The 25,686-nt window shown below is 41.6% G+C and carries 28 protein-coding genes; 20 read left to right on the top strand and 8 right to left on the bottom strand.

Annotation, left to right across the window (positions count from 1 at the left end):
• Positions 1-37: 37 nt before the first annotated feature.
• The 4 genes from BUA59_RS16465 to BUA59_RS16450 all read right to left on the bottom strand — a co-directional run bounded on the left by BUA59_RS16465 (position 38) and on the right by BUA59_RS16450 (position 2,019).
• Positions 38-247: a hypothetical protein gene (locus tag BUA59_RS16465; RefSeq protein ID WP_072840775.1), complete on the bottom strand. Its 210-nt coding sequence runs from the start codon at positions 245-247 to the stop codon at positions 38-40.
• A 187-nt stretch (positions 248-434) separates the two neighbouring features.
• Complete coding sequence (locus BUA59_RS16460) at positions 435-617, bottom strand: hypothetical protein (protein ID WP_072840774.1); 183 nt, start codon at positions 615-617, stop codon at positions 435-437.
• Positions 618-742: 125 nt separating this feature from the next.
• Positions 743-1,438, bottom strand: coding sequence for a ChrR family anti-sigma-E factor (locus BUA59_RS16455; RefSeq protein WP_072840773.1), 696 nt, complete (start codon positions 1,436-1,438; stop codon positions 743-745).
• A gap of 5 nt (positions 1,439-1,443) precedes the next feature.
• On the bottom strand, positions 1,444-2,019 hold the full coding sequence (locus BUA59_RS16450) for an RNA polymerase sigma factor (protein ID WP_072840772.1): 576 nt from the start codon (positions 2,017-2,019) through the stop codon (positions 1,444-1,446).
• A gap of 268 nt (positions 2,020-2,287) precedes the next feature.
• On the opposite strand from BUA59_RS16450, the gene BUA59_RS16445 reads away from it, so the two are divergent.
• The 10 genes from BUA59_RS16445 (at position 2,288) to BUA59_RS16400 (ending at position 11,022) form a co-directional block, all read left to right on the top strand.
• On the top strand, positions 2,288-2,731 hold the full coding sequence (locus BUA59_RS16445) for a nuclear transport factor 2 family protein (protein WP_245813170.1): 444 nt from the start codon (positions 2,288-2,290) through the stop codon (positions 2,729-2,731).
• 10 nt (positions 2,732-2,741) lie between these two features.
• Positions 2,742-3,500 carry an SDR family NAD(P)-dependent oxidoreductase gene (locus BUA59_RS16440; RefSeq protein ID WP_072840771.1) on the top strand — a complete coding sequence of 253 codons (759 nt, stop codon included), beginning with the start codon at positions 2,742-2,744 and terminating at the stop codon, positions 3,498-3,500.
• 65 nt (positions 3,501-3,565) lie between these two features.
• On the top strand, positions 3,566-4,816 hold the full coding sequence (locus BUA59_RS16435) for an NAD(P)/FAD-dependent oxidoreductase (RefSeq protein ID WP_072840770.1): 1,251 nt from the start codon (positions 3,566-3,568) through the stop codon (positions 4,814-4,816).
• Complete coding sequence (locus tag BUA59_RS16430; protein ID WP_072840769.1) at positions 4,810-5,601, top strand: DUF1365 domain-containing protein; 792 nt, start codon at positions 4,810-4,812, stop codon at positions 5,599-5,601. Before BUA59_RS16435 ends, BUA59_RS16430 begins: the two co-directional genes overlap by 7 nt.
• A gap of 45 nt (positions 5,602-5,646) precedes the next feature.
• Positions 5,647-6,915, top strand: a complete 1,269-nt coding sequence (locus BUA59_RS16425; RefSeq protein ID WP_072840768.1) for an SAM-dependent methyltransferase — start codon at positions 5,647-5,649, stop codon at positions 6,913-6,915.
• Positions 6,916-6,929: 14 nt separating this feature from the next.
• On the top strand, positions 6,930-7,439 hold the full coding sequence (locus BUA59_RS16420) for a DUF2878 domain-containing protein (RefSeq protein ID WP_072840767.1): 510 nt from the start codon (positions 6,930-6,932) through the stop codon (positions 7,437-7,439).
• Between the two features lie 32 nt (positions 7,440-7,471).
• Entirely contained in the window at positions 7,472-8,200 is a 729-nt protein-coding gene (locus BUA59_RS16415; protein WP_072840766.1) for a hypothetical protein, read from the top strand.
• Positions 8,201-8,232: 32 nt separating this feature from the next.
• Positions 8,233-8,784, top strand: coding sequence for a DUF3833 domain-containing protein (locus BUA59_RS16410; RefSeq protein ID WP_084122490.1), 552 nt, complete (start codon positions 8,233-8,235; stop codon positions 8,782-8,784).
• Positions 8,785-9,031: 247 nt separating this feature from the next.
• Entirely contained in the window at positions 9,032-10,585 is a 1,554-nt protein-coding gene (locus tag BUA59_RS16405; RefSeq protein ID WP_072840765.1) for an EAL domain-containing protein, read from the top strand.
• Positions 10,586-10,671: 86 nt separating this feature from the next.
• On the top strand, positions 10,672-11,022 hold the full coding sequence (locus tag BUA59_RS16400) for a DUF6164 family protein (RefSeq protein ID WP_072840764.1): 351 nt from the start codon (positions 10,672-10,674) through the stop codon (positions 11,020-11,022).
• 24 nt (positions 11,023-11,046) lie between these two features.
• Here BUA59_RS16400 and BUA59_RS16395 read toward each other — a convergent pair whose 3' ends face one another.
• The gene (locus BUA59_RS16395; RefSeq protein ID WP_072840763.1) at positions 11,047-12,012 is read right to left on the bottom strand and encodes a DMT family transporter; all 966 of its coding nucleotides are present in this window, start codon (positions 12,010-12,012) and stop codon (positions 11,047-11,049) included.
• 112 nt (positions 12,013-12,124) lie between these two features.
• On the opposite strand from BUA59_RS16395, the gene BUA59_RS16390 reads away from it, so the two are divergent.
• The 4 genes from BUA59_RS16390 to BUA59_RS16375 all read left to right on the top strand — a co-directional run bounded on the left by BUA59_RS16390 (position 12,125) and on the right by BUA59_RS16375 (position 17,365).
• Positions 12,125-13,057, top strand: coding sequence for a LysR family transcriptional regulator (locus tag BUA59_RS16390; RefSeq protein WP_072840762.1), 933 nt, complete (start codon positions 12,125-12,127; stop codon positions 13,055-13,057).
• Between the two features lie 110 nt (positions 13,058-13,167).
• The gene (rlmF, locus tag BUA59_RS16385; RefSeq protein WP_072840761.1) at positions 13,168-14,151 is read left to right on the top strand and encodes a 23S rRNA (adenine(1618)-N(6))-methyltransferase RlmF; all 984 of its coding nucleotides are present in this window, start codon (positions 13,168-13,170) and stop codon (positions 14,149-14,151) included.
• A 115-nt stretch (positions 14,152-14,266) separates the two neighbouring features.
• Entirely contained in the window at positions 14,267-16,573 is a 2,307-nt protein-coding gene (locus tag BUA59_RS16380; RefSeq protein WP_072840760.1) for a GGDEF domain-containing phosphodiesterase, read from the top strand.
• A 63-nt stretch (positions 16,574-16,636) separates the two neighbouring features.
• Complete coding sequence (locus BUA59_RS16375; protein ID WP_072840759.1) at positions 16,637-17,365, top strand: 1-acylglycerol-3-phosphate O-acyltransferase; 729 nt, start codon at positions 16,637-16,639, stop codon at positions 17,363-17,365.
• Here the strand turns inward: BUA59_RS16375 and BUA59_RS16370 are convergent.
• Both BUA59_RS16370 and BUA59_RS16365 read right to left on the bottom strand, forming a co-directional pair.
• A complete protein-coding gene (locus BUA59_RS16370) occupies positions 17,362-18,726 on the bottom strand; it encodes a DUF3482 domain-containing protein (protein WP_072840758.1) in 1,365 nt (454 codons plus the stop codon). The genes BUA59_RS16375 and BUA59_RS16370 overlap by 4 nt on opposite strands.
• A 3-nt stretch (positions 18,727-18,729) precedes the next feature.
• Positions 18,730-20,055, bottom strand: a complete 1,326-nt coding sequence (locus tag BUA59_RS16365) for a DUF2868 domain-containing protein (protein ID WP_072840757.1) — start codon at positions 20,053-20,055, stop codon at positions 18,730-18,732.
• Positions 20,056-20,409: 354 nt separating this feature from the next.
• Here BUA59_RS16365 and BUA59_RS16360 point away from each other — a divergent pair, with 354 nt between their 5' ends.
• Positions 20,410-22,023: a methyl-accepting chemotaxis protein gene (locus tag BUA59_RS16360; protein ID WP_072840756.1), complete on the top strand. Its 1,614-nt coding sequence runs from the start codon at positions 20,410-20,412 to the stop codon at positions 22,021-22,023.
• 77 nt (positions 22,024-22,100) lie between these two features.
• Here BUA59_RS16360 and BUA59_RS16355 read toward each other — a convergent pair whose 3' ends face one another.
• Positions 22,101-22,562, bottom strand: a complete 462-nt coding sequence (locus tag BUA59_RS16355; protein ID WP_072840755.1) for an Lrp/AsnC family transcriptional regulator — start codon at positions 22,560-22,562, stop codon at positions 22,101-22,103.
• Between the two features lie 136 nt (positions 22,563-22,698).
• Here BUA59_RS16355 and BUA59_RS16350 point away from each other — a divergent pair, with 136 nt between their 5' ends.
• From BUA59_RS16350 to BUA59_RS16330, 5 genes are all read left to right on the top strand, one after another.
• A complete protein-coding gene (locus BUA59_RS16350; RefSeq protein ID WP_084122488.1) occupies positions 22,699-23,655 on the top strand; it encodes a DMT family transporter in 957 nt (318 codons plus the stop codon).
• Positions 23,656-23,860: 205 nt separating this feature from the next.
• Entirely contained in the window at positions 23,861-24,043 is a 183-nt protein-coding gene (locus BUA59_RS16345; protein WP_072840754.1) for a type II toxin-antitoxin system HicA family toxin, read from the top strand.
• 31 nt (positions 24,044-24,074) lie between these two features.
• The gene (locus BUA59_RS16340; protein WP_072840753.1) at positions 24,075-24,479 is read left to right on the top strand and encodes a type II toxin-antitoxin system HicB family antitoxin; all 405 of its coding nucleotides are present in this window, start codon (positions 24,075-24,077) and stop codon (positions 24,477-24,479) included.
• Positions 24,480-24,511: 32 nt separating this feature from the next.
• The gene (locus BUA59_RS16335) at positions 24,512-24,814 is read left to right on the top strand and encodes a helix-turn-helix domain-containing protein (protein WP_024025639.1); all 303 of its coding nucleotides are present in this window, start codon (positions 24,512-24,514) and stop codon (positions 24,812-24,814) included.
• A gap of 101 nt (positions 24,815-24,915) precedes the next feature.
• Positions 24,916-25,671, top strand: coding sequence for a hypothetical protein (locus BUA59_RS16330; protein ID WP_072840752.1), 756 nt, complete (start codon positions 24,916-24,918; stop codon positions 25,669-25,671).
• Positions 25,672-25,686 lie beyond the last annotated feature (15 nt).

Raw genomic sequence — 25,686 nt, 5'->3', positions numbered from 1 at the left:
GAATAGGTTAAATCGACGGCGTGTTTGTGTTTATCGATTAACTGATAGGGGGGCTGTCTTCATCTGTTTCTTCTTCAAACTTATAAAAGAAGTTCCACAAACAATATAGCGTGATACCTGCTGCAACCATGGCCCAGATAGGTTCATTCGATACCCATTCAAGAATAGCCCATGCAACACAAAATAAAGTTACTACTACTCTACGCCATTTAGGACGGAAAAAAGCGCGATCAGATTCGGTAAGCATAATGTTCCTCTATCTATGAGGTTAAATTGTTATTTTAGGTTTTATGTATAAATAGGGAAATAATAGATAACTATTTGATTCGCCAACCTATTTGCGTTTAAAGGTAATTCTAAAACAGCGTCTATAGAGTTGGCGTACAAACGAAAATAACGAGGGATATTTACAATCAGTAAAGTATCCCTAAAGCTTATTGTGCTTTCGTTTTGCTATTTCCTAGGGAAATGTGACGTGATCCTGTTAGCTGAGATTGTCCACTAACTCCTGAATCGATTTTATCTATGAGTCCACCGCGAGCTAGAAACTCTTGCATTTGCTTTTCAATAGATTCCGAAGTCTCCGAAGCAGCCGGCTGTTTCTTCTTAGTTGCCATGATAAATAGTCCTTGTTTTTAGATTGAACAAGGACTATACCAGATTTTCACAAAATTTGCTTGTTATTGGCTAACGTCTGCAATCGTGTGGCTATCTTTAGCTGTGAGACCAATGTCACGTAGTTTTATCTACTTGAATGAGGATGGTATCGACGAATAATGGGGTTCAGTAGTCGCGTTAACCAGCCAGTAAATTCAATCGGTGCATCTAACACGGTTAAGCAGATACATTCCGCGTCTTTGGTGACGATTGGCTTATGTTTATGGCTGGCATCACGATTGATAAAATCTCCTTGGCGATAAACACCGCTTTCATCAGAAAAAGCACCTTCTAAAACTAAGGTGATTTCATCGCCAGTGTGAGTGTGAGTTGGCATGTGAGCGCCAGCTTTTACTCTGGTCAGAGCAATTTGTGCGCCGCCTTCTTCATTGTAAAGAGTAGCGATCTTAAACGACGGCGATAAGCGCATCCAATTTAGGTCATCGTAACTTTTCTTAATAAATTGGCGCAGGCTCTTAGGAATAGCGTAGTTATCCCAGTCAATCTCTGCTGGCTCTTCTTCTATCTTCAGGCTGTCTCTTTCTTGCTCAGCTTGTGCGTTTATCTTTTCGAAAAAGCTGTCTTTTAAATTGCTAAGCTGACGGCTGTCGGTTTTAGTTTGATCAAATAGGTGTGAACCAAGCATTTCCAACTTGCGGATTTGCTGTTGGCATTCATGACAACGCTCTAGATGTGTAGATACACATAAAGAATGCGCTAATGGTAATGAGCCGGCAGCGTAGTCGGTCAGTATTTCAATCGATGGATGGTAGTTAATCATCGATACTACCTCTTAACGTAAATAGTGAGTTTGTGCAAAGCAAGGCGAACTCGAGACTTTATCGTTCCGAGAGGAAGAGATAACTCTTCTGCCGCTTCTTTGTGGGTTTTGCCTTCTAAATAGACTTTGGCCAAAACCTGTTTTTGATCCGCTGGCAATTTATCTAAGCCTTGTTGAATCCGTTCCTGATCTCTTTTTTGTTGTGCGTCTTTAAATGGGTCAGCATTTTCGTCGACCACATTTTGCCAAAGATACTCAGGATCAATATCTGATTGATGGCGACTATTCTTACGCAAATAATCAATACGTGCGTTTCTTGCTAGAGTAAAAACCCAAGTGTTGAGAGACGCGGATTCAGGCTTGTAAGTATGTGCCTTATTCCAGATGCGAATCATAACTTCTTGAGCAATGTCATCGGCCATTAAATTGGCGCCAGGTTGTGCCGCCAGACAGAAAGCTCTTAATTTCGGAACATAGTGATCAAACAGGCGAACGAGCGCCGCTTGATCTCTGTGCTCAGCAATAGCAAGCATATCTGCTACGCGTTGTTCATCTGGTTCTATTTGTATTGCGCGTTCCATTTATTGCTCCAAAAGGAAGGCTGACATGTCGTTTATCAAATATACGTGCTAATTAGAAGGATGGATCACATTCGTCTTTTTTAATAGTAAAAACATTTGTACTTTTAAATAGGTAAAAAAAGAGGGTGTGAAAAATCTTACTTTTCAGACCATCTATTTTAAAAAGAGTGATCCATAATTTGCTTAAACACGTTTAATGGAAATAAATGAAAAGAATAGATTTACCGATCAATTCTTCCTATCAAGACAGCTAAGGTTAGTGATGAGCATGGCGGACTCTAATATGGATCCCAATTCTTTGTTAATAGAGCGTTTTAAGGCTTTTTATCTTGATGTAAAGCATCCAAAGCTCGACAAAATAGATGATGTATATACAGAAGATGTATTGTTTAAAGATCCTGTCCATGAATTACGTGGTGCAGAAAACTTACATGCTTATTTGTCTGAGATGTGTGTCAACGTTCACAGTGGCCGTTTTGAATACTTGGATCAAATTGTGTCCGAGAATACAGCGTACATAAAATGGAATATGCATTTTAAACATCCAAAACTAGGCAATAAAACCATTACGGTACGTGGCATTAGTCAGGTGCAATTTAACGAGCGCATCTATTTCCATGAAGATGTTTATGACCTTGGCCAGTTGATTTATGAGCACGTGCCTTTGTTGGGGGCTGTGGTGAAAGGTTTAAAAAAGCGCCTAGCGAACTAAGGAGAGTCTCATGAGTCAGGCAATGGATAGAAAAGTCGTTTGGATAACCGGAGCGAGTTCTGGTATTGGCCTTGCGTTGACCAAGTGTTATTTGGACGATGGTTGGAAAGTATTAGCCAGTGCGCGCAAGCAAGGCGAGCTAGAACCTCTACTAGACAATCACCAGCATTTAACCTTTATTCCTTTTGATATAACGGATGACAGTCAAATGGATTCCGTCCGAGACACGCTGAGTTCATATTCTGCTCATTTAGACTGTGCGGTATTAAACGCAGGTACCTGCGAGTATTTGGATATGACGGACACTGATCCAGATTGGAAAATGATGGATCGTATTATGTCGGTTAACTTTATTGGCTTGGTGAATAGTGTCGAAGTGTGTTTGCCATTGCTCAAGAAATCCTCACGTCCGCATTTGGTTGGTGTGAGTTCACAAGCCGTACAGGCTGCTTTTCCACAAGCTGAAGCCTATGGTGCAAGTAAAGCCGCTATTCGATATTTCTTATCTTCTTTGCGAATGGATCTGAAGCAATTCAATGTCGATGTCACCTGTTTATTGCCAGGTTTTGTTGATACGCCTTTGACGCAGAAAAACACTTTTTCTATGCCGTTTCTAATGTCACCGGATGATGCTGCAAAACGCATGTTCAGTGCACTAGAGTCTCGTCCATTTGAGTACGCCTTTCCAAAACGGCTAACGGCCATGTTGTGGGCAGGAAGACATTTCCCGAAATTATGGTTGTCGATGTTGGCGCCAAAAAACAAGTAACGATTTCAAATTAAAAAACACCAGTTCGGCTGGTAATAACAAAATATGTTTTAAGGGGACAATGAGTGAAAATTGCCATTATTGGATCAGGGATTTCCGGTCTAACCAGCGCTTATCTTTTACAGCAGCAACATGATGTGACGGTGTTTGAATCCGCAGAGCGGATCGGCGGCCATACTGCGACCGTGCAAGTTGAAGAAGCCGGAAGTACTCGGGCAATTGATACTGGCTTCATTGTCTTTAATGACTGGACGTATCCGAATTTTATTCGCTTGATGGATGAGTTAGGTGTGAGATCTAAAGCGACAGAAATGAGTTTTAGTGTGAGCTGTCAGCGTAGCGGATTAGAGTATGGCGGAAACAATTTAAACACCTTGTTTGCTCAGCGTCGAAACCTATTGAACTTCTCTTTTATTGGCATGTTAAAAGACATCTTACGTTTTAATAAAGAAGCCATCCTGGACCTAGAAAGCGGCCTGTTAAAAGAAGGCGTGACGCTTGGTGAATATCTAAAAGAAAAGGGCTACGGTAGCCGCTTTGCGAGCCATTATTTGATTCCTATGGGAAGCGCTATTTGGTCATCGACACTGGATGAAATGATGGAGTTTCCTTTGGTATTCTTCGTTCGCTTCTTTAAAAATCATGGTTTATTGAGCGTTAATGATCGCCCGCAATGGCGAGTAATCGAAGGAGGTTCTTCGGCGTATTTACAGCCTTTGGTAGAAAAGTTCAAAGACAGAATCCAGCTTGGGGCAGATATTACTCAAGTTCATCGCTCTGAAGATAAAGTCATCATTCACTTTGGTGATGGCTCAGCACAGATTTTTGATCAAGTGGTGTTCGCTTGTCACAGTGACGAAGCCTTGGCTTTGTTGGCAGACCCTTCCCCAGACGAGCAAGCAGTTTTGGGTGCGATTCCTTATCGAAATAACGATGTGGTACTTCATACTGACACACGACTTTTACCGAAGAAAAAATTGGCCTGGTCGAGCTGGAATTATCATTTAGGTGACGATCGAACCAAGCCTGCAACGCTTAGCTATAACATGAATATTCTGCAGCATTTTTCCAGTGACACGACTTATGTGGTGACTTTGAACCAGACCGACATGATCGCAGAAGACAAAATAGTTGGGCGTTTTCAGTATTCTCATCCTACCTTTACCTTAGAAGGCATCAAGGCTCAGGATCGTTGGTCAGATATTAATGGTGTAAACAAAACATGGTTCTGTGGTGCCTATTGGCGCAACGGTTTCCACGAAGATGGTTGTTGGAGCGGTGTTCGTGTCGCTAATGGACTTGGTATTTCATGGTAGATTTTGTTCCTAAGCACAGCACTATTTATCATGGCATGGTGCGTCATCGTCGTTTTACGCCGCGTTCCCATACCTTTCGTTATCGCGTCTTTATGATGTATTTCGATTTAGATGAATTGGATGATGTACTGGCGATGAGCCCTTGGTGGTCGATGAAGTCTTGGTCTCTCGCTCGATTTTATCGAAAGGATTACTTCGGGGATGACTCGCTGTCTATCAAACAGGCTGTATTGTCTGAAGTGAATGAGCGTTTGGGGCTGAATTTATCAGGTTCTGTGCGCATGCTTACCAATTGTCGCTACTTCGGCTTCATCATTAATCCCATTACCATTTATTACTGCTTTGATGAAAATGAGCAGCTTCAGGCTATGTTGCTTGAAGTGACGAATACGCCTTGGCGCGAGAAAATTCCTTACGTTTTAAAATGTGATCCAAGCGATCAAATGCAGCGTATTCAATTTAATAAGGCAATGCATGTGTCGCCTTTCCATCCGATGGAACATTTTTATGATTGGCGCAGCAATGTTCCGAATAAGAAGCTAGCGGTACACATGCAGAACAAAGAGTTAGAGGGCAAGCAATGTGTGTTTGACGCCACATTATCGCTGACTCAAATGACACTGACGTCAAGCTCCATGGCTAGGGTACTGTTTAGTTATCCTGTCATGACGATGCAAGTGGCATTCGGTATTTATTGGCAAGCACTTAAGCTTTGGATGAAGAAAGTACCTTTTTATTCACATCCGAATTTATCGTCTACCACTACTAAAAAAAGTAATAAGTAGTCAGTAGTAAATTAAGTAGCAAAACGCATTAGGAGACTAAAAAGTATGAACTCCGTCAGTATGGATAATCAAAAAGTGAGAAAAAATCGCACAACAACATGGTTTGATAATTTAGCCCGCAAAATGGTCTTTACTATGCTGGGTAAATTGGAAGTGGGTCATCTTACGTTGGAAGAGAGTGGTGAAACCTATTCTTTTGGTGAGGCGAAAGATAATACTCAATACATTGCTCATATTCATGTTCACGATATTCATGCTTACCGCGATGTGTTTTTAAACAGCAGTATCGGTGCTGGCGAAGCTTATATGAAAGGCTGGTGGTCGTCTTCAGATGTAGTTGGTGTTATTCGCCTGATGGTAGCTAACTTAAACCTGATTAATAAAATGGATGCTAAGCGCCCAATTTGGAGCCGTATTGGTGCCAAGATTGTTCACAAGCTAAACGCCAACACCAAGAAAGGCTCGAAAGATAATATTTCTGCTCATTATGATTTGGGTAACGATTTTTTCTCTTTGTTTTTAGATCCTACCATGATGTATTCCTCGGCGGTTTATCCTCAGATCAACTCTTCTTTAGAAGAAGCATCGGTGAATAAACTGGATCGTATTTGCCAAAAACTACAGCTTAGCGAAGATGATCATCTGTTAGAAATTGGAACGGGTTGGGGCGGCATGGCGATTCATGCAGCTAAGCATTATGGTTGCCAAGTAACCACGACGACTATTTCCAAAGAACAATACGAATTTGCCAAAACGCGGGTGGAAGCCGAAGGCTTGCAAGACAAAATCACTTTGTTACTTGAAGACTATCGAGATCTTCAAGGTCAATACGACAAACTCGTATCTATTGAAATGATCGAAGCGGTCGGCCACGAATACTACGACAGCTATTTTTCTAAGTGCAGTGCGCTCTTGAAACCACACGGTGTTATGGTGATTCAAGCCATTACCATCGCCGATCAGCGTTACGACTACGCACGCAGCTCTGTCGACTTTATTCAGCGTTACATCTTCCCTGGTGGTTGTTTGCCATCTAACCAAGTTATTGCACATAAAATTGCATCGAAAACCGATATGCAGATCGTCGGATTAGAAGATATTACTGAGCATTACGCGAAAACCCTTGCCGATTGGCGTACACGTTTTCATGCGGCACGTCGTGAAGTCACAGAGATGGGATTCGATGATGTGTTCTGCCGTATGTGGGATTTTTATCTAGCTTATTGTGAAGGAGGCTTTAAAGAACGTGCCATTAGTACTGGGCAGTTTGTTTTTGCTAAACCGGATCATCGTTTGTCGATTGGCACTAAGTAAATGGAGTAAATGGCATGAAACCTTTGATTAATGCCATTTTGTTTCAAATCGTTTGGTTTGTCTGCTTGCTTGCTGGCAACGCTTGGGCATTGGTCGCAACTCTGGTTTATCTTTTTTTGCATGATCGCTATTTTATGCAGACTCGTAGAGAATGGCGTTTGCTGTTTACCTTCCTAGCACTAGGTGTCGTCATTGATGGTACTTTATTTCATATCGAGGTGTTTTCATCGAACGTGACCTTATTCGGACAAACAAAATTGCCGCCGATTTGGCTGCTTTGTCTTTGGGTTTGTGTCGGCACCTTATTTGCTCATAGTTTGGCTTTTTTGCGCTCCCGTTATGTTTTGAGTGCTTTAATGGGTGTAGTTGGGCCAACGATGAGTTATTTTGCTGGTGCTAATTTAGCCGGTATCAGCTTGTCAGAACCAGTGTTCCTGACTCTTTTTATAGTAGCGATTATTTGGTCTTTGGTGTTACCGTTGGGTGTATGGCTTTGTGAAAAGTGGGCATTATTTCAAAAATGAGCATTGGTTAAATAGTGAGGATAGATAAGAAAATGAAGCGTTCTTTCGAGTTTTTACCGCAGCAGCGGTTTTTTATTGCTGCCTTTTGTGCCTTCTTATTTAGCTCTGTATGTTTGGCTGATACGTCTTTTTCTAAAATAGTAGGCAGTGCCTACAGTGTCGAAACGGGTGCTTTGTTATATAGAGAAACTCACGAAAAACTCGCTGATGGTACTTACAGTGTCGAATACTCAGAGCCAGATGGCCGTGTTTTTGGGCATAAAACGCTAAATTTTTCTCAGTCGATGATAACTCCAAGTTTTTCGCAGTTAAATGAGCGTAACGGTGAAAAGATTGAAGTTACCCAATCTGGCGGAAAGTTAGATGTTGTTTATCAAGAAAATAGTGCTGGCAAAGAAGAAAAGGCATCAGTGAAATTAGCGGCTGGCATGGTTGTTGATGCTGGTTTTGATGCTTTTATTAAACAATACTGGGACGCCTTAGAGGCAGGTAAAAATATGGATATTGAGTATCTAGTACCCAGTAAACAAACGACCTTCACATTTCGTTTTAGTAAAGTGACATGTGTGGAGGGGACTCAGGATGGCGCTCAGTGTTTCGCTCTTTCCCCAGTTTCTTGGTTGGTAAAACTGGCGGTCGATCCTATTGTGGTTGCTTATGATCCAGCAGATAAAAGTTTACTGCGCTTTACTGGTCGGGCAAATATCTGTGACGCACAAGGCAAGTATCAAGCAGTCGATATCCAATATCATTATATGTAGTCGATTTTCAACATTAGTTTAGAGGAAGCAATATGAAGCATTTGTGCCGATCTGTTATGGGCAAATTTACTGTTTTACTGTGTTTGTTATTGCTTACGGCATGTTCTACGTCAGACGTGTCTTTGTATGCTAAAAATGAGCCCAAGTTTGACTTACAACACTTCTTTTCCGGGTCTTTAACTGCGCACGGCATTTTGAAAAATCGCAGTGGCGAAGTGACTCGTTATTTCAATGCCACGTTAGAAGGACGCTGGAAAGCTGGTGTTGGCATATTGGTTGAAAAATTTGTATTTGATGATGGTGAAATCCAGCATAGAACCTGGATTATGACGCCTAACGATCAGGGTGAATATTCCGCAACAGCGAACGATGTTGTTGGCTCTGGTGAGATTAAAATGTCTGGCAATGCCTTATTTATGAATTATGTTTTACAAGTCCCCTATGATGGCGATGTAATCGAAGTGAATGTTGATGATCGTATGTATATGGTAAAAGATGGTGTAGTTATTAACGAATCGATAATGAAAAAATTTGGCGTTGAAGTTGGTTACTTGTCTATCGTTATTGAAAAGGTGCCTCAGTAGTACAGATGCGTTTAATTACATTTGATCGTTCGTACAAAAATGCATAATACTATAGATGCTTTATTACCTCGTTGGATAGAGATAGTGAGCACAAGGTTTATTTTCTGTGTTATATAAAAAAGACTGCTTTAGGCAGTCTTTTTTATTGGCGCTTTTAAATATCTATGTAATGATCTGAATGTCTTTTAATAGACCTAAAAATAGTATGATTTATTTCTTTTAGACTAAGTAACAGGGAGGGCGCTTTATGTTTAAAAACATCACTGCACTAGTGCCTTCAAAGAAAAAAGTAGTCTTCCTCTATGCTTTCCTTTCCTTTTTTATTATTTTCACGGTTTTTACTCTAGGGCTTTATTTATCTTTATTGAATGATTTAGATAATCGTACAAATGTCGCCAAAAATGCTTTATCGGATCGAATGAATGCTATTTTTACTGAATTAAAACAGGTTGTTAACGATAGCAGTTTGTCTTGTGAAAAAGCTGATATTACGCGTTTAAGACGCGCCACATTTTATTCCCCTATCTTTAAAGAATTTGGCTTGTTCAATTCAGAGTTTATAGTGTATTGCTCAAATCTAGGAACTACAAATATTAAAATATATGACTCAATTGCGTCACGAATTACGCAGAGTATGGGGCGAAAAACAGTCTCTTTAGTGAATTCTAATACGTTGGGAGAATCTACATTTTTTGCTTTTTATCAGAGGGATGATGGTCTTGGTGTAAATGGATTAGCGCCGCCAGATAAGATAGCCGCCAGTGTCGATCAAATCCTTTTACCAGATTATTTTTATGAACTGACTCTCGGTAAGCAGATACTCTTTTCAAATAGCAATGACATAGATTCCAGAGTATTGGGTAATACAGAAGTATCCTTAGCTGATTGGTCGATGACATTAGCTGTGTTTTTTCCCTCAAGTTTATACTGGCGTCATTTATGGTCGCTTTTGCCATTTATTATAGTGTGCTGGGTGTTGTTGTCTTTCGTGTTCTATGTCGGGCATTTAGTGCTTGTTTATTATCGACGCTCTTTACGTCATTGCATCAAACGAGCAATTAAAAACAATACGATGGAAGTGCATTTTCAGCCGATTGTTTCACTAACAGAGGGTGGGTTTCATGAAATGGAGGCTCTTATTCGATGGAATTCATTTCGTTATGGTCAGGTCTCGCCATTAGTGATTGTAGATATGGCGGATCGGTTGGGCTTGATCGATCATCTTACTTGGATGGTGATTCGCAAAGTTGGGGACTTTTATAGAGAATATCCTGAGCAACTAAGGCACATTAAAATATCAGTGAACGTTGATAGGCATAGCCTTCTTAAAGAAGGCTTCGCGTCAGATTTGGCCGAAATCCTTGAAGAGTATCCTGAATTGAAAGGTCGGCTTGGCCTTGAAGTAACAGAAACCAGTGTATTAGACGCTGCAGAGTTGCCTTTGATGGTGAGTCGTTTTGAACATATTAAAGCACTAGGCGTTAGTTTGTCTGTAGATGATTTTGGCACTGGCTATGCAGGATTAGATTTTCTTCGCCGTTTCCCATATGACACATTGAAACTGGATCAAATTTTTATCGCTAGCTTGAAGGATGATCAGTTCACCCGTCAGATACTAACTTCAGTCACGAAACTGGCAAAAGAACTCAATATGGAGTTGATCGCCGAAGGCGTTGAACATGAAGATCAGCTTAATGCGGTTCGAGAGCTTGGTGTTGACAGGGTACAAGGTTATTACTTTTGTCGACCTCTACCAAAAGAACAAGTTATTGCTTGGTTTGAAGAAAACGCCTCTCCTTAAAAAGTCATTCACAATACAAGATTGTATTATTGTCTGGCTTCTCTTACTCTCTACCGCTTAATTTCTATGCTCAAGGTTTTTACGATATGGCAACTCTGGTTTTTCGGCTTAAATATGTTCCTGATGAGGAAGCGGACGATATTCGTCAACTATTAACCGACCATGACATTGCCTTCTACGAAACCACTGCTGGACGTTGGCAAATTTCCATGGCCGGACTGTGGGTAAAAGATAAAGAGCAAGCCATAAAAGCGAGAGAGTTAATTCTAGAAGATCAAATCGCTCGAGCTAAAACCATGCGTCCCATCACTTTTGGGCAATGGATATTGGGTTATTTACAACACACTCGTCAAAATCCTGCGGAAGCTATTTTTACTCTAATCGCTGTATTGCTTATTTTAGGTATTTCAATCATTCCATTTACGCTATGGCTATAACCGCCTAAAGCTCTGCAGATCAAACTAAGCTGCTTCACTTAGTGGTTTTGTCAGTAACGCGGCTTTACGCTGTACTCTTGCGCTTATCAGTTGCACGTTAATCGCGCTGATGACAACTATCAACATGCCAAACAAACTGAGCAAGTCTGCATGAGATGAGCTTATGCTGCCTGACCACCAACCAAAAGCCACACAGAATTCTGTCAATATGAATGCCATCACAGGCGTTAACGCGATCGAAGCGCTGACTTGAACTGTTTGCCAATAACGCATTGCTTGTGCGAAAGCACCATACGCAATGAGTGTATTAAGGCAGCAAAATGCGGCAATCCAAGCATCATCAGAAGACATTTTTAGCAGTTCGTTTGGTGATGAAAACGGCAGCATAACGACTAAAGCATAAATATAAATCGCTAGTAATATATTGGACGGTGCTAGATGTTTGAACAAAGACTTTTGCAGCAACGCATACATAGACCATGCCGCGGCAGACATCTGAACAATAGCGAAACCAACCCAGATTGAGCCTTGACTACCTTGCCCAAAAATAGGGTGGAAAAAAACCAACATCCCTAAGCCTATTCCTACAAAACATAACCATTGTTGCCAGTTAATGCTTTCTTTTAGAAAAAACAAACCGCCTAAGGCAAGAAACAGCGGTGCGATTTGGAAGCTCAATTGTGCTGAACCAGGGAGTAAAAAATTCAAGCTCCAAGCAAAGCTCGTGTAGTTAACAATCAAAAACGTTCCTGCAGCAAAAAGACGCAGCCAGTCATTTTTAGACAGGGATTTGAACTCGCCTAATTTGCCGCGTTGCCATTGCCATAAGCCCAAAATGATACCAGCCACTGAAAAGCGCAACCAAGTTAGAGTAATAGGATCGGAAAACCCTCCAGAAAGTTTGAGAGCAATGGGCAACATTCCCCAAAACAGCACAGTGACGGAGCTAAAAAAGAGGCCGTACAAAAAAGTCTGTTTTGAAGTTAGCATGGCTTTAGCCTTATTAAAGAGAAGAGAGTTAGAAATTTCATAATGGCTTTCCCCCCTTATTAAATCCAATGCATAATAGTTCTAATCATTATGCATAAATCGAGATTTGGTCATGATTCCTAGCTCGCTACAACATTTGGATCTTAAATCCCTGACTGGGCTCTTATACTTATTGGAAGAACGTAACGTTGGGCGGGCGGCCGATCGCCTCTACTTAAGTCAATCTGCAATGAGTCGATTGCTTAATCGATTACGTGACGCCTTTGATGATCCTTTGTTTATTCGTACCTCAAAAGGCATGGTACCAACGTCAAAAGCATTAGCATTAGAAGCGCCATTAAAGCTCATGTTGGAACAATTGGCAGGGTTGTGGACAGAATCTGAATTTCAGCCGCAAAGCAGTTATCGTACTTTTCGTATGCAAACCACCCATTATCAGGCTCAAGCTTATATGCCTGCGATTGCGGAGCAATTTTATCGAGAAGCACCTTTTGCCTCATTGGAAACCAGTACGCTTACTGAAACCAGTTTACTAAACCAAGCGGAGCATTCTTTAGATCTTGCCTTGTGTAGTGATTACATTCAACTTCCTAATAGCTTTGAGAAACATCTACTGGGGCGTGAAAAATTTCGCTGTGTCATGTCTGCGAATCATGCATTAGCCATGAAAGATAACATTACCTTAGATGACTATTTGGCTTACTCTCATGTATTAGTGAATTTGGGCGGTTCTAATCCTGTGATTAGTGATGCCTTACTTGGTGAGCGTGCACGTGAGCGGCATTTTGCCTTTCGTACGCCTTACATGTTGGCTGCTTTGGAAACGGTAGGCAGAACGTCACTTTTAATGAGTAACAGTGGTTTGTTGCCAGAACGGTTTCAACAGCAATTTGGTTTGGTGATCAAAGATCTACCGATGGATTTTCCTTTTATTCACTATTATTCAAGTTGGCCAAAATCGGTAGAAAATGATCCCGGTGTGATCTGGTTTAGAGACATTTGTGAGCGAGTAGTAAAAGGCTTAATTCCTTATCCAGAACCATGATATTCATGCTCTGTGAGATTTCATAGCCGTGACCTTCCAATCCAGCACATTTAGTCCAAGCTGAGGAATTCGGTTATACTCGCGTTTTGGTTTAAAACAATGGCATCACAGTGGTCCTAAAAAGCAAGAATACGAAAAGTAAACGCACCAATAAATTAGAGCTTCATCCTCGTAACCCGCATCGTGCGCGTTACGATTTTGCGCTATTAGCGGATTCTTGCCCTGAACTTTCTGGTTTTATTCAACTGAATCAATACGGTAATGAGTCAGTGGACTTTGCCAATCCCAATGCAGTGAAAACCTTAAATCGTGCCTTGCTCAATCATTTCTATGGCGTTGCCTTTTGGGATATTCCACCTGGTTACCTTTGCCCGCCTATTCCTGGTCGAGCGGATTACATTCATTATTTAGCAGATTTACTCGCCGCTAGTAATCAGGGCGTGATTCCTCGCGGAAAAGGTATAAAAGTCTTGGATGTGGGGGTTGGGGCGAACTGTGTTTATCCGATTATTGGTCATCAAGAATATGGCTGGCAGTTTATCGGTTCCGATGTGAATCCAGTTGCCGTAGCGACTTGCGACACCATTGTTAAATCTAATCCGTGCTTGAAGGGCGCAATTAATGCGCGTTTGCAAACTCAACCTGCTAAGCTTTTTGATGGTGTGTGGAAAGAAAAAGACCGCTTTGATTTGACCTTATGTAATCCGCCGTTTCATACCAGCGAATCGGCGATGATTGACGAATCTCAACGTAAATGGCGTGGGGTAAAGGGTAAAGCTGATAAAACTGAAAAGCCAGTGTTGAACTTTGGCGGCACGGCTGCAGAATTATGGTGTGATGGCGGTGAAGCGGGTTTTGTTTCGCGTATGGTAAAAGAAAGCGTGCGGTACGCTGACCGTTGCTTTTGGTTTACGTCTTTGGTGGCGCGTCAGGGGAATTTAGATGCGATTTATCGGACATTAAAAGATGTTGGTGCTCGCCAAGTGAAAACGATTGAAATGGCGCAAGGCCAGAAAATTAGTCGATTTGTTGCTTGGAGTTTCCTTGCTGACGATCAAATAGATTATTGGAAAGATAATTATTGGCAAAATTAGGGTTATTGGGAAATATGGCATAAAAACAAGATAAGCCCTATTATTCTTGATCATTGTTGTGTTTTTTGGTTTTCAGTTAAGCAGCCTAGGTCATTAGCATTAAAGAGGTTTTAAGGTGTTAAAAAGCTTTCAAGCACGACTCATTATGTTTGTCTTGGTGTTGCTTGCTCTGGTTCAGTTAGGAACTGCATTGGCGGTATTGTCGTCTTTAAAAGAAGATAATTACAAACAAGGCGTTCATTCCATCGACGTATCACGCAATGTCTTTGATTTGTTTCTCGAAGCACGCGCCGAGCAGTTAACTAAAGGGGTTGAGATCTTAACCTCTGATTTTGGTTTTAAACAGGCCGTAGCGACTCGAGAAACTGGCACGATTCGCTCTGTTTTACAAAACCATGGCGCACGTATTAATGCGGACATTTCTGTTCTCGTTTCTCCTCAAGGTGAGTTAATTACCGCTACTCAAGAGCTGAATATTAGCAATACGGTTGCAGAGCTAGTCTTTGCTGCTCGCCGTTCAGGTGGTTCATCTATTAGTACTATGATTGCGTTTGATGGTCGCGCTTATCAGTTGGTTTTAGTACCTATTAAAGCGCCTAATGTGGTGGCATGGGTGGGCATGGCTTTTCTGCTCGATCAAGCTTTGGCAGAACAAATTAAAAATGTCACAGGGTTAGACGTCAGTTTTGTTTATGAAGTTGATGATGCACATACTCTTTCCGGTGGATCGACCTTGCCACTAGAAGAAAAAGAAACGCTATTTAAGGAAATTGGCAGCATTAAAAGTATTCTCAAATCCCCAGTTTTTTCTAATGATGAAAAGTATCTATCGCTTGGTGTTGATCTTGGAGTATCAAATCAATGGGGGATTATTCATTTGCCTTATGGTCCTTGGTTGCAGAGTTACAATAACACCCGTAATCAGTTGGTATTGATTTTTACTGGGGCGCTGGCACTGGCGTTGTTATTTGGTGTTGCCCTGGCTCGTAATATGACTCAGCCAATTAGCCGCTTGGTGGATTATGCAAAGCAAATTGGCCAAGGTGGCAATAAAGAAAAAATTAGTGCGCCGGATATGGTGGGCGAATTTGGCGTTCTATCCCATACCATGAAAACAATGCAAGATTCTATTATCAACAGGGAAGACGAAATGACATATCGTGCTTCTCATGATCAGCTTACAGGCTTATTTAATCAGAGCGCGGTAGAGCAGTACTTAAGTGATGAGTTGCCAAAAGAACAAGGTGGTTTGGTACTTGTGAATATTCGTCACTTTAAAGACATCAACAATATGTTGGGATTTGATGTAGGGAGTTCACTACTTTCGAAAGTAGCTGAACGGCTTCAAAAGTGGGGACATGATGCCAATATGTTGGCTCGATTAAGCGGCGATAAATTTTTGCTGATTTTTGGCCGACCAATCACTCAGCAGGACTGTAGCAATTTAAAATGTCTGTTCAGTGAAGAGTTTGAAGTAGAAGCTGGTTCTGGTATTCGCTTGGATATTAGTATCGCAGTGCTCCCATTTGAACATGCCACCAACAGTGTAAATAGCGCCATGCGCCGTTTGGATATTGTTGCCGATGAAGCGCGTGAATCAAGCGAGTTATGCGTTTTTTATGAAGTAGGTCAGGATGAAAACCACCGTCGTCAGCTGACGATTATTCGAGACTTACCAGCTGCACTAGAAGGCGGTCAGTTATTTGTTGTTTATCAGCCTAAGATTGGTTTAGCTGGCGACGATTGCCATGAAGCAGAAGCACTAATTCGTTGGATTCACCCTGAGCTTGGTTTCCTTCCACCAGATGAGTTTATTTCTTTATTAGAACATGCTGGTAGCATTCAACAATTAACGAAATGGGTATTGAATACTGTCTTGTCTCAACTGAGCAAGTGGTGGGTTCAGGGTCATGAAGTACGTGTCGCGGTGAATTTATCGGCGCATGATCTGTTAGATGAACAGCTGCCATTTATTGTCTCTGAGGCATTGCAAGCGAATCGTTTACCGACTCGTGCGCTTGCATTAGAAGTAACAGAAAGTGCGGTAATGAAAGACCGAGTGAAAGTTATTAATGTATTGAAAGCATTACAAGAGATGGGTATTCACCTTGCCATTGATGACTTTGGCACAGGGCAATCTTCTTTGGCGTATTTGCGCGAGTTACCAGTCAATGAAGTGAAAATTGACCGAGCCTTTATTCAGTTTATTGATACCAATAAAGGCGATGAGTTTATTACTAAGGCTACCATTGAACTGTCTCATAGTTTGGGCTTTCAGGTAACAGCTGAAGGCGCAGAGAATGCTGAGGGAACGGCACTTTTAAGACAATATCATTGTGATAAAATACAGGGCTACTTTTTCTCTAAGCCGTTGGTTGCAGAAGAATTCTTCAAATGGCGTGAAGCTTTTCATAGGCGATAAGCCATAAATTATAATAAGAGACTAATTAATTTTAAACGCTATTAACGTTAGGTTTAATCCAATATGTTGCTTTTGATACGGATGACATTGCTATTCTTGTTGATTGTAGGCGTGACACTGCTGGGCATTGTGTTTTGTCTGCTGACTTTATGGTCAAAAAACCGTGTGTATTATTTAGGTCGTGTATTTGCTCAAGTTGGTCCTCTGTTTGGTTTATCGGTCGAAGGTAGAGTCGCTGAATCCTCAAAAAATATTCCTCAAGCCGTTTACGTGGCGAATCATCAAAATAATTTCGACTTGTTTACCTTAGCCGTGGTTGTTCCCAAAGGCGTGGTGACGGTTGGTAAAACTAGCTTACGTTGGATTCCTTTCTTTGGCGCTTTGTATTGGGCCAGTGGTAATTTCTTGATTAACCGAGAAAATCGTAAAAAAGCGATTGCCACCATTGATCAGATCGCCGCTAGCATGAAAAAAACTGGTTTATCTATATGGATGTTTCCTGAAGGTACACGCAGTCGCGGACGTGGCTGGTTACCCTTTAAACGAGGCGCTTTTCATGCAGCTGTTCAAGCCGGTGTTCCCGTTGTGCCCGTTGTTTGCAGTAGCACTCATGAACAAATTGATTTGAATCGTTGGAATAATGGTAAAGTGATCGTTGAGATGCTGCCACCAATAGATACAACAGGGTTACATGAAACTGATGTCATTACCCTGTTAGAATCTTGTGAGAAGCAGATGCGTGAGACACAACTGCGTTTAGATCAGGAACTTCTTAATAATCAACAAAGCTAGTCTGATCTCTTATCCGAGTTAAGTGCTTTTTCTAGTACTTTTTGTAAGCCTAATTTACTTGAATGGGAATCTTGCAAGGTTTGAGTTTCCCATTCAGGGTGTTGCTGAGCGTGTTTCCAATAAGGTTTTATCTGCTCAATTAGTTCATCGTCTTGGGCTTGATTAGCTAGCTCGTAAGCTTGTTGAGAAGCATGTCCACGTTGATGTAAATGGTGAATAGCCGTTAAACCTCGAAGACACAGCAGTGTCAGCGTGGCTTTATCAAGGCATAGATAATAGCGTTTGGTAAATTTGCTTTTTAAGGTGTCTTTGTAATGTTGGCCAGTTTTCCAAGTAGCACCTAAAATAGCGCCAATTGTCGTAGCTGTGCCCAATGTTAACCCTGCCGACATGACATCAATTCCTGCTCCAATCGCTGCACCAGTGAGTGCGCTAGTACTGGTTTCTATTCCCCATTCTTTTAACGTATCGGTATCGAATATATCTTGCTGCCAGCGGTCATTTTTAATCGCCAGTGGCGTGGCTTTTAAGTCTTCTTCTTGGAACTCATAAAGACGCAGTAATCCTGCGATATATCGACTTTCCAGTGCGCGTATCTTATCTTCGAAAGCGGAGGATTCGCTGGGCTTTGGTGGATAGCTTGAGCATTCAATGCGAGTACTGGCAGCTTTTAGTATCAACTCGGCTAATTGATTCGTAGCCATTGTACGGCGTAATTGAGCGGCTTCTTCTCGGGATGCAATAAGATGCTTGATAGCGTCGTAGTCTTCCGGCATCAGGCTCTGAATACTTTGATATAAACGTTTTTCGTCTTCAAAATAAAACGCCACCGTGTCGTATTTTATTACGGCGTGCAAATGACGTTCGGCCAAGACTTTACGCCAAGCTTCTAAGTGAGCGCTGGGGGACGCACTGAAATTCAAAATAGGAATAATCGGTTTATTGGCACTAGCCAATAACGCCAGTTCATCTAGATATTTGCCTAGTGGTGCTTGGCGAATATCTATCACGTATAAAATGATATCGGCCTTGGTTAATTGCTTAAGAATCTTCGCTTCTTGCTCAAACTCATCTTGTGCAAAGTGACTTTCACAAAATGGCTGTAGCCAGTCTGCACCTTGGTAGGAACGGAATGAATCCGAATGGCGAATCTGCCAAAGGCCAATTGAATCTTCAAACCCTGGTGTATCAGTTAAGGTGATTGCTGATTGTTGGCCGATTTTGATCTTCACACTTTTCACGTGACGAGTGGTTCCAGCTCTGTCACTCACTTCACCAAAATCATGCCTGCGCAACAAGGTACGGATCAGTGAGGTTTTACCTGTGTTCGCGTGGCCAACGACCAAAAGGGAAATCGACACGGTTTAGTCCTTTTGTTTGAGTTGTGTAAAGTGAAGGCGTGTTTCTCTGGCAAGTCGCTGCCAATCCTCAACGAATCTAGCGTTATCATCACTTGATATCACCATAAATAACGAAGGATAAGCCATGCTTACTCGGGAGAAAAAACGTCTTGTGCCACGATCTGGGCTTTGTTCGGCATTGACCAAAATATAAATAGGCTCATTACTGGAGGAGGCTAAAAAGCTATCTTGTTCTTCTCGACTGTTTAATAGGGATACTGAACGAGCGGAGCTTAAATAATCTGGTTTAGCATGACTCCATTCAAATAAAGCCCAATGTTGGGAAAGTGCGCTGTCGGCAAGAGGCTCATTATTCGTTCCGTTTGTATTCATCGCAGAAGCAGAATTTTTGTGATGATCCGCATCTAGGATATTTCGACTCTGGCTTTCCTGTTGGCGATAACGATTTTGAATGATTTTTTCTTGCGTGCTGAGTGGTTGTGTTGCTCGCTTAAAGTGATACATAGCCAAACAAATAAAAGTAAAAATCAGCCTTGGTAACACGCCGTAAATGAAAATACTCGCGAGTAGAAAATTCGCCCAATGTTGTCTTGTCGCCGCAGTTTGTGACATTAGGTCGACGCGGCTGGCGAGAATATCCAATTGATTAGGTAGAGAAATACCAAACCACTGAGGAATAATGCTTAAGGTTTGCGTCAGTTGAATAAAAGCATCGTCGCTTAATAGCGTGGTTTCCCAGACAAAGTTGACCTGATTGGTCAGTAGCAAAAGCAGAGTCATTACCCACCCCGCCAGCAAATAGCAGCCCCACGCGCCGTGGGAAATACTGCTGATTAACCATTTATTAGAATGAGCAGGGCATTGCCAATGTATGTAAGCAGAGCTCACATCTGTGTTTATATGTGAGTGCTTACTTATTTTTCGGTTAAGGAAAATCAGCAGGCTTAACAATATACCTTTGCTTTCTGTGTGTTGCTTCATAGTGGCCGTCATGGTGACGAACCAAACAACAAAATTTAGCGCATGAAATCCCAGCAATATAATGAACAACCAGAAAATATTCACTTGATTGGATTGGCCAGTTGCAAAAGCTGGTGGCACTGCCATAAAACCCAAGAACAAAGATACGAGCAGCAAACCTAAAATCGCACGATTAAAGTAGCGCTTTAGCATCGTAAACTGAGCTAAGTAGCTAATGGATTTAGGTGAGGTATCTAGTTCTTTTAAAGCACTAGGCAAATCGTTTGCGTGAGCAGACAATCGAAAATTGGTATGCGTTTCTAGCCAAGCTGCGAGGGCAAGTTTGGCACTGGGTGTTGGGAAAGTCATGTTATCGCGTTGCTCTTTTCATTTATTACTCTTTTATTCGTTGTAATGCCGAATGTTTGGAATGACATCATTATCCTCTTATTCACTTTGTTTTACTTGATGTTGTCGACAAAGGCAAAAGCCACGAGATGTTTCTTGAATATTTTTATACTTGTATTTGAAAATAGAGTCTCATCAATCAGTTAGAGATCATGTTTTGTTTTATTGCGCTAGATCAAGAGGACCGTGTTTATAAGTTATTAAGTGCAGTATAAATGTAGGTAATTGTTAATGCAGATTGATTCAGCCTGCTAAGCCACTCTACTATCACCTCATGTGCCGTAGACACGGTAATTTTTGTTAGGAGACAAAATTATGCGTTTTAATTCCATCAGGGTGAAAAGCTCTTTACCCGTTCTTGTGATGAGTATTACCTTTATTGTGGCCTTAGCTTCAATGGTGTATATCGTGAATCAGCTAAGCGGTGCTCTTAATGCACAGGCAGATTCTTATGGAAAGGCTTCAGCAGTTATTCTGAATGCGGACCGAGATCTTTATCAAGCTAAGCTTGCTGAGCAGCGTATTGTGGTTGGTGTGGGCAAGCTTGATGACGAAGAAAAGGATCGTGTTGAAAATGCTCAACAAGTAAAAGATCGTTTTAATTTATTCCGTCAGTACTTGTCTGCAGAACCTCAGATTTATAAGTCACTTGGTGACTTTGATAAAGCCTTTACTACTTGGTTAAACTCTTCCAACGCCTTTGTTGCATTAGATAAAAATGCTCCCACTTTTACAGCTGCTGAGCAAAAAGCTAATGCAGACTTTAGTGCTCTTAGAGGCATCCTCGATAAAGCGGGCGAAGCGGTAAATAACCATGCAGAAATGTCTAAAAAAACCATAATAGAAGAAGAAAAAGCGTTTGAAAAAGTTGCCATTGTTATTGTTGTTGTAGGTTTGCTTATTGCCGCTTGGTTCAGTTATAAAACACCTAAAACCTTGGCTCACCAAGTGCGTTATTTAGGACAGCGTATTCGTGAAATTTCTGAAGGCGACGGCGATTTAACTCAACGTATCGAATTTTCTACTAAAGATGAATTGGGGGATCTTGCTAATGAATTTAACGGTTTTGTCGATCGTCTCAGAGGTATTATTGGTAGTATTCATAAACAATCCGATGCGCTAGGTGAAATGACTGGTCAGCTTAATAATGTTGCAAAACAGACGTCTGGAATTACGACCGCACTAGCGAATGCTTCGGCTTCCATAGTTAGTGCAGGCCATCAAATGGATATGTCCAATCAACAAATGGCGACGGTAGCTCGTGATACCGCAGACGAAGCGAAGAATTCTAATAGTTTGACGCAAAATGGAATGGCTGCAGTAAATAAATCCCAACATGCTATTACGACGCTAGTGGCTGATATAGAAGTTGCCCTTGGCCGTTCTGGTGAGCTACAAAAGAGTTCAGAAAGTATCGCTTCTGTTTTGGAAGTGATTCGCAATATTGCAGAACAAACCAACTTGCTAGCATTGAACGCAGCGATAGAAGCAGCCCGTGCTGGCGAGCAAGGTCGTGGTTTCGCAGTGGTCGCCGATGAGGTTCGTACCTTAGCAACGCGAACTCAAGACAGTACCAATGAAATTGAAGGCATGATTGAACAGTTAAAAATTAATGTAACGGAATCCTCTAAAGCGATTCAAAACAGTCGTGACAATGCGGAGTCTACGGTTACTAACTTTGGTGAAGTAACTAAAATATTTAATGGTATACAGGCATCATTTGCAAAAGTTCAAGACATGGCTGCCCAGACAGCGCAGGCGACTCAAGAGCAATCTATTGTTTCCAATGACATCAACCGCAATATGGTGTCTTTGAAAGACCAAACGGACTCTGTTCAGTCGGTATCGGACCTTATTCAACAGCAGTCCAAAGACATTACTAAGTTGTATAAAACACTGGATCAGCAAGTCGGTAGCTTTAAAGTTTAGCTCTACCGTGTATCGTAAATCTAAACCGTTTATCGAAAGATAAGCGGTTTTTTTCGTTTAGAGTTTGAGATAAGAGCTTACGACATTCTTTTTAACGGCAATGGCGCAGCAGTTTTTACTGATCGAATAGCAAAATGGCTTTGAATGTCTTTTACATGAGGCAAAGACTGAAGGGCTTTTAGGATTCGCTCGTAATCTTGTAGATCCACCGCGACTACTTCTAAACGATAATCTGCAATGCCGGAGACAAGATGTGCGCTGATGATGTCTTCCATCTCTAAAATCGCATTCTCAAACACGATATGTTTGTCGCCAGCATGGCTCTTTAAACGGACTTCCACAAACACTGTCATGGAAAATCCTGCCTTTTGACGATCAATGCGAGCGTGATAACCCTCGATCACACCAGAGTCTTCCAATTGCTTAACGCGGCGTAAACAAGGCGAGGGCGATAAGTGGATTTCCTCCGCCAATGCCACGTTAGTAAGACGTCCATCGGATTGCAAATGGGAGAGAATATCTAGGTCTGTTTTATTCATATTGGCACACTTAGTAATTTTTAGGATTGAATTGGGTGTTATATGCTAAAAAGTAGCCTTTCTTGAGGGTAAATAGCAAGGACATGCTCGCGGATGAGAGCAGATAATAGGGCCATCGATTTCCCGCGAGGTGGTTATGCCCCAAACAGTGACACAACACACATCATCAATATCCGCTCAAGAACCACCAAAATACAAACAATACGCCACAGGTTGGGGCTTTCGCCTTGGTTTATTAGCAGCGTTCGTGAGTATCTTGATTTGGGCATCTTGGTTGGTCAGTATGCGCGCCGGTATGACTAATACTTTGACTGCTTTCGATTTGGGTATCCTGCGATTTTCTCCGCCAGCATTATTACTGTTTCCTTTCTTATGGCGCGCTAGAGCACAAGTGAAAGCCGTTTCCCCGATACTTTTGTTAGGTATTGTCTGTGGTGCAGGCTTACCTTTTTTCTACCTAAGCGCCACAGGTTTGAAATACGCTCCGGCGTCTCACGCAGGTTTATTGATTCTTGGAGCCTTTCCTTTTTTTGTGACCTTGTTGGCGGTACTTTTCTATCAAGAAAAAGTCAGCCGTGAACGCAAGATTGGCTTGAGCTTAGTCAGTATTGGCGTGCTTGTTTTACTCAGCTTGTCACTACTCACAGCGCCAGAAAATACATGGAAAGGCGATTTATTACTGCTTGCCGCTAGCTTCTTTTGGGCTGTATATACCGTGAGTTTAAGAATCGCTGGCTTACCGCCTTTGGTATCAACGGCGTTGATGGGCTTGGTGTCCTTGATTGCTCTGGCTTTATTATGGGCAACGGGACTGACCTCCAGCGGTTTAGCCGACGCCTCTTGGGATATGTTGGCAGGGCAAATTCTCGTGCAAAGCCTACTCGTCGGCCTGATGACTGGATTCTCCTACGGCTACGCTATCCAAAAACTCGGCGCAGAAAACATGGCCGCCATCGGCGCCTTCACCCCAGTACTCGCCGCGCTCATCGCCATCCCGGTACTTGGCGAACACTTAGAAGGTTACTCCATCGCCGGACTCATCTTCGTCAGCGTTGGTGTTGTCATCGCGAGTGGGATCTTTAAAAAGCGGTAGTTTGTTTTATCACCTCAGAACTGATAACCCCGCTTGCCCATGGTAAGAGGGGTTTTGTTTTTTTTATTGCGGCCTTTACATGTTCACAAAGTAATAGCTATTTATCTATAGAGTTATTGGAGTTATAAAGAAAAGCAATTGGTTTTCAGGAGTTGTCAGGGTTATTGTTATTAATCCTAAGGAAAGGAACAGCGAAAGGATTTATATGAAAAGCCGAGAGGTAATCCAAATGCTAGTCGAAGATGGATGGTACGAAGTTAGAGTAAAGGGCAGTCATGTGCAGTTTAAGCATCCTAATAAAAAAGGCACAGTGACGGTTCCTCATCCGAAGAAAGACTTACCGATTGGCACTTTTAATAGCATAAAGAAACAAGCTCAGCTCAACTAGTTCATTAGTGGCTTTAGCAGAGGTACGAATAATGAAATATCCAATTGTATTACATACCGATAACGGCGTTAGTTATGGCGTGACTGTGCCAGATGTGCCCGGCTGTTTTTCTGCTGGCGATACATTTGATGAAGCACTAGAAATGGCCGAAGAAGCGATCTTTTCTCACCTTGAACTCTTATTAGAAGACGGTGAAGACATTCCAACCGCCAGCCCAATCTCAGTCCATAAAGATAATCCAGACTACGATGGTGGCGTGTGGGCTGTGGTGAATATAGATATCACTCCACTGCTTGGTAAAAGCGAAAAAATTAACGTGACCTTACCGCATTTGCTGATTACCAAAATCGACAAAATGGTGGCCGCGAATCCAAAATACAAATCACGTTCAGGATTTTTGGCTGAAGCATCTAAGAAAGTGCTACAGTTAACCTAATCTTTTTTTGGCAAAACGAAGGATATGTAGTCATGAGTGATATTTTAAAGTCTGTTCATAAGACAGCCAAAGGTCTTAAAAAAGCGGGTGCGATTGATAAAACCACCATGCGTCAGTTTGATACCTTATGCTTAACCTCCATTCATGACTTCACACCTGAGCAAGTCAAAAAACTAAGACTTGCCAACAACCTCTCACAACCTGTTTTTGCTCAATACCTTAACGTCAGCGACAAGCTGGTTAAAAAATGGGAACAGGGTGAAAGCAAACCTAGAGGCGCTGCGCTGAAAATGCTTTCTCTTGTGGAGCGTAAGGGTATAGAAGTGATTGCTTAGTTGGCTAGCTACTTGCCCTTTTTTTTCTAAAGTTAAAGAGCAAAGAGAAGATAGGATGGGGTTGGATGCTTTTAGGTTTATATACGAAGCAAGGATATTGAATGTCACATAGGAAAACGCTGACTCAGCTCGGCTGGTTTAAAGTAGCATTTTTTGCGCCACTTGCTGTTGGCGCTATAGTCGCTGGGCTTATTGTGTTGCATGACTTCTTTTCTGTTGAGTCTATGAAAGCGTGTTGGACATCTGATTGTATTAACGATGCTATTAGTCGTTTGAAGTTACCCATTGCCATCATGGCTCTTACTTTTCCAGCCGTCGCCCTTGTTGCTTCACATCATCGGTCAGCCCAAACTGCAGCTCAAATAGAGAGAACTGATAAGCAGATAGCAGCTACAGAGTCAAAAAATGCTTTTGAAAACTGTATAAAGCATAGGGAGCTCTTTTTAAAAATGTTAAGTGAGCTGGAGCGGAAACTTGATATAAGCTGTCATCGGCAGACTCAGCTCTATAATTTGATTTTTATAAATAATAATTATGTAGAATTCTCTGCATATGCTGATCTTGATAATTTTAGAGAAAATTTTTTAGATTTTGATCAGCTTTTGTCATATAGCGATCAAATTCGAAACACTATCTGCTATATGAGAGAGGTTCTTTATAGCTCTATTTTTGTTGATATTAACCAGACAAGAAATGGGCAGCGTAATTGTGATAGTGATGAAACTATTATTAAGGTATATGAAAGGTTAATCGATGGCCTTGCAGATTTTTGTCTATCTCCTAAGGATAGGCTTGAGATTTTTGATAACGATATAATTGTAATTAAAGATGCTCGTATGTCTCTTGATATTGTCTAAAGCGTTTATATACTT

The organism is Marinomonas polaris DSM 16579 (assembly GCF_900129155.1).
Classification (GTDB): Bacteria; Pseudomonadota; Gammaproteobacteria; order Pseudomonadales; family Marinomonadaceae; genus Marinomonas; species Marinomonas polaris.
Note: the sequence above shows the minus strand (reverse complement) of the source record. Positions and strands in the feature narration are given on the sequence as shown.

What these genes read in the sequence shown, in the direction of transcription:
- BUA59_RS16465 (WP_072840775.1), bottom strand. Translation starts at nt 247, where the DNA reads ATGCTTACCGAATCTGATCGCGCTTTTTTCCGTCCTAAATGGCGTAGA.
- BUA59_RS16460 (WP_072840774.1), bottom strand. Translation starts at nt 617, where the DNA reads ATGGCAACTAAGAAGAAACAGCCGGCTGCTTCGGAGACTTCGGAATCT.
- BUA59_RS16455 (WP_072840773.1), bottom strand. Translation starts at nt 1,438, where the DNA reads ATGATTAACTACCATCCATCGATTGAAATACTGACCGACTACGCTGCC.
- BUA59_RS16450 (WP_072840772.1), bottom strand. Translation starts at nt 2,019, where the DNA reads ATGGAACGCGCAATACAAATAGAACCAGATGAACAACGCGTAGCAGAT.
- BUA59_RS16445 (WP_245813170.1), top strand. Translation starts at nt 2,288, where the DNA reads ATGGCGGACTCTAATATGGATCCCAATTCTTTGTTAATAGAGCGTTTT.
- BUA59_RS16440 (WP_072840771.1), top strand. Translation starts at nt 2,742, where the DNA reads ATGAGTCAGGCAATGGATAGAAAAGTCGTTTGGATAACCGGAGCGAGT.
- BUA59_RS16430 (WP_072840769.1), top strand. Translation starts at nt 4,810, where the DNA reads ATGGTAGATTTTGTTCCTAAGCACAGCACTATTTATCATGGCATGGTG.
- BUA59_RS16425 (WP_072840768.1), top strand. Translation starts at nt 5,647, where the DNA reads ATGAACTCCGTCAGTATGGATAATCAAAAAGTGAGAAAAAATCGCACA.
- BUA59_RS16420 (WP_072840767.1), top strand. Translation starts at nt 6,930, where the DNA reads ATGAAACCTTTGATTAATGCCATTTTGTTTCAAATCGTTTGGTTTGTC.
- BUA59_RS16415 (WP_072840766.1), top strand. Translation starts at nt 7,472, where the DNA reads ATGAAGCGTTCTTTCGAGTTTTTACCGCAGCAGCGGTTTTTTATTGCT.
- BUA59_RS16410 (WP_084122490.1), top strand. Translation starts at nt 8,233, where the DNA reads ATGAAGCATTTGTGCCGATCTGTTATGGGCAAATTTACTGTTTTACTG.
- BUA59_RS16405 (WP_072840765.1), top strand. Translation starts at nt 9,032, where the DNA reads ATGTTTAAAAACATCACTGCACTAGTGCCTTCAAAGAAAAAAGTAGTC.
- BUA59_RS16400 (WP_072840764.1), top strand. Translation starts at nt 10,672, where the DNA reads ATGGCAACTCTGGTTTTTCGGCTTAAATATGTTCCTGATGAGGAAGCG.
- BUA59_RS16395 (WP_072840763.1), bottom strand. Translation starts at nt 12,012, where the DNA reads ATGCTAACTTCAAAACAGACTTTTTTGTACGGCCTCTTTTTTAGCTCC.
- BUA59_RS16390 (WP_072840762.1), top strand. Translation starts at nt 12,125, where the DNA reads ATGATTCCTAGCTCGCTACAACATTTGGATCTTAAATCCCTGACTGGG.
- BUA59_RS16375 (WP_072840759.1), top strand. Translation starts at nt 16,637, where the DNA reads ATGTTGCTTTTGATACGGATGACATTGCTATTCTTGTTGATTGTAGGC.
- BUA59_RS16365 (WP_072840757.1), bottom strand. Translation starts at nt 20,055, where the DNA reads ATGACTTTCCCAACACCCAGTGCCAAACTTGCCCTCGCAGCTTGGCTA.
- BUA59_RS16360 (WP_072840756.1), top strand. Translation starts at nt 20,410, where the DNA reads ATGCGTTTTAATTCCATCAGGGTGAAAAGCTCTTTACCCGTTCTTGTG.
- BUA59_RS16355 (WP_072840755.1), bottom strand. Translation starts at nt 22,562, where the DNA reads ATGAATAAAACAGACCTAGATATTCTCTCCCATTTGCAATCCGATGGA.
- BUA59_RS16350 (WP_084122488.1), top strand. Translation starts at nt 22,699, where the DNA reads ATGCCCCAAACAGTGACACAACACACATCATCAATATCCGCTCAAGAA.
- BUA59_RS16345 (WP_072840754.1), top strand. Translation starts at nt 23,861, where the DNA reads ATGAAAAGCCGAGAGGTAATCCAAATGCTAGTCGAAGATGGATGGTAC.
- BUA59_RS16340 (WP_072840753.1), top strand. Translation starts at nt 24,075, where the DNA reads ATGAAATATCCAATTGTATTACATACCGATAACGGCGTTAGTTATGGC.
- BUA59_RS16335 (WP_024025639.1), top strand. Translation starts at nt 24,512, where the DNA reads ATGAGTGATATTTTAAAGTCTGTTCATAAGACAGCCAAAGGTCTTAAA.
- BUA59_RS16330 (WP_072840752.1), top strand. Translation starts at nt 24,916, where the DNA reads ATGTCACATAGGAAAACGCTGACTCAGCTCGGCTGGTTTAAAGTAGCA.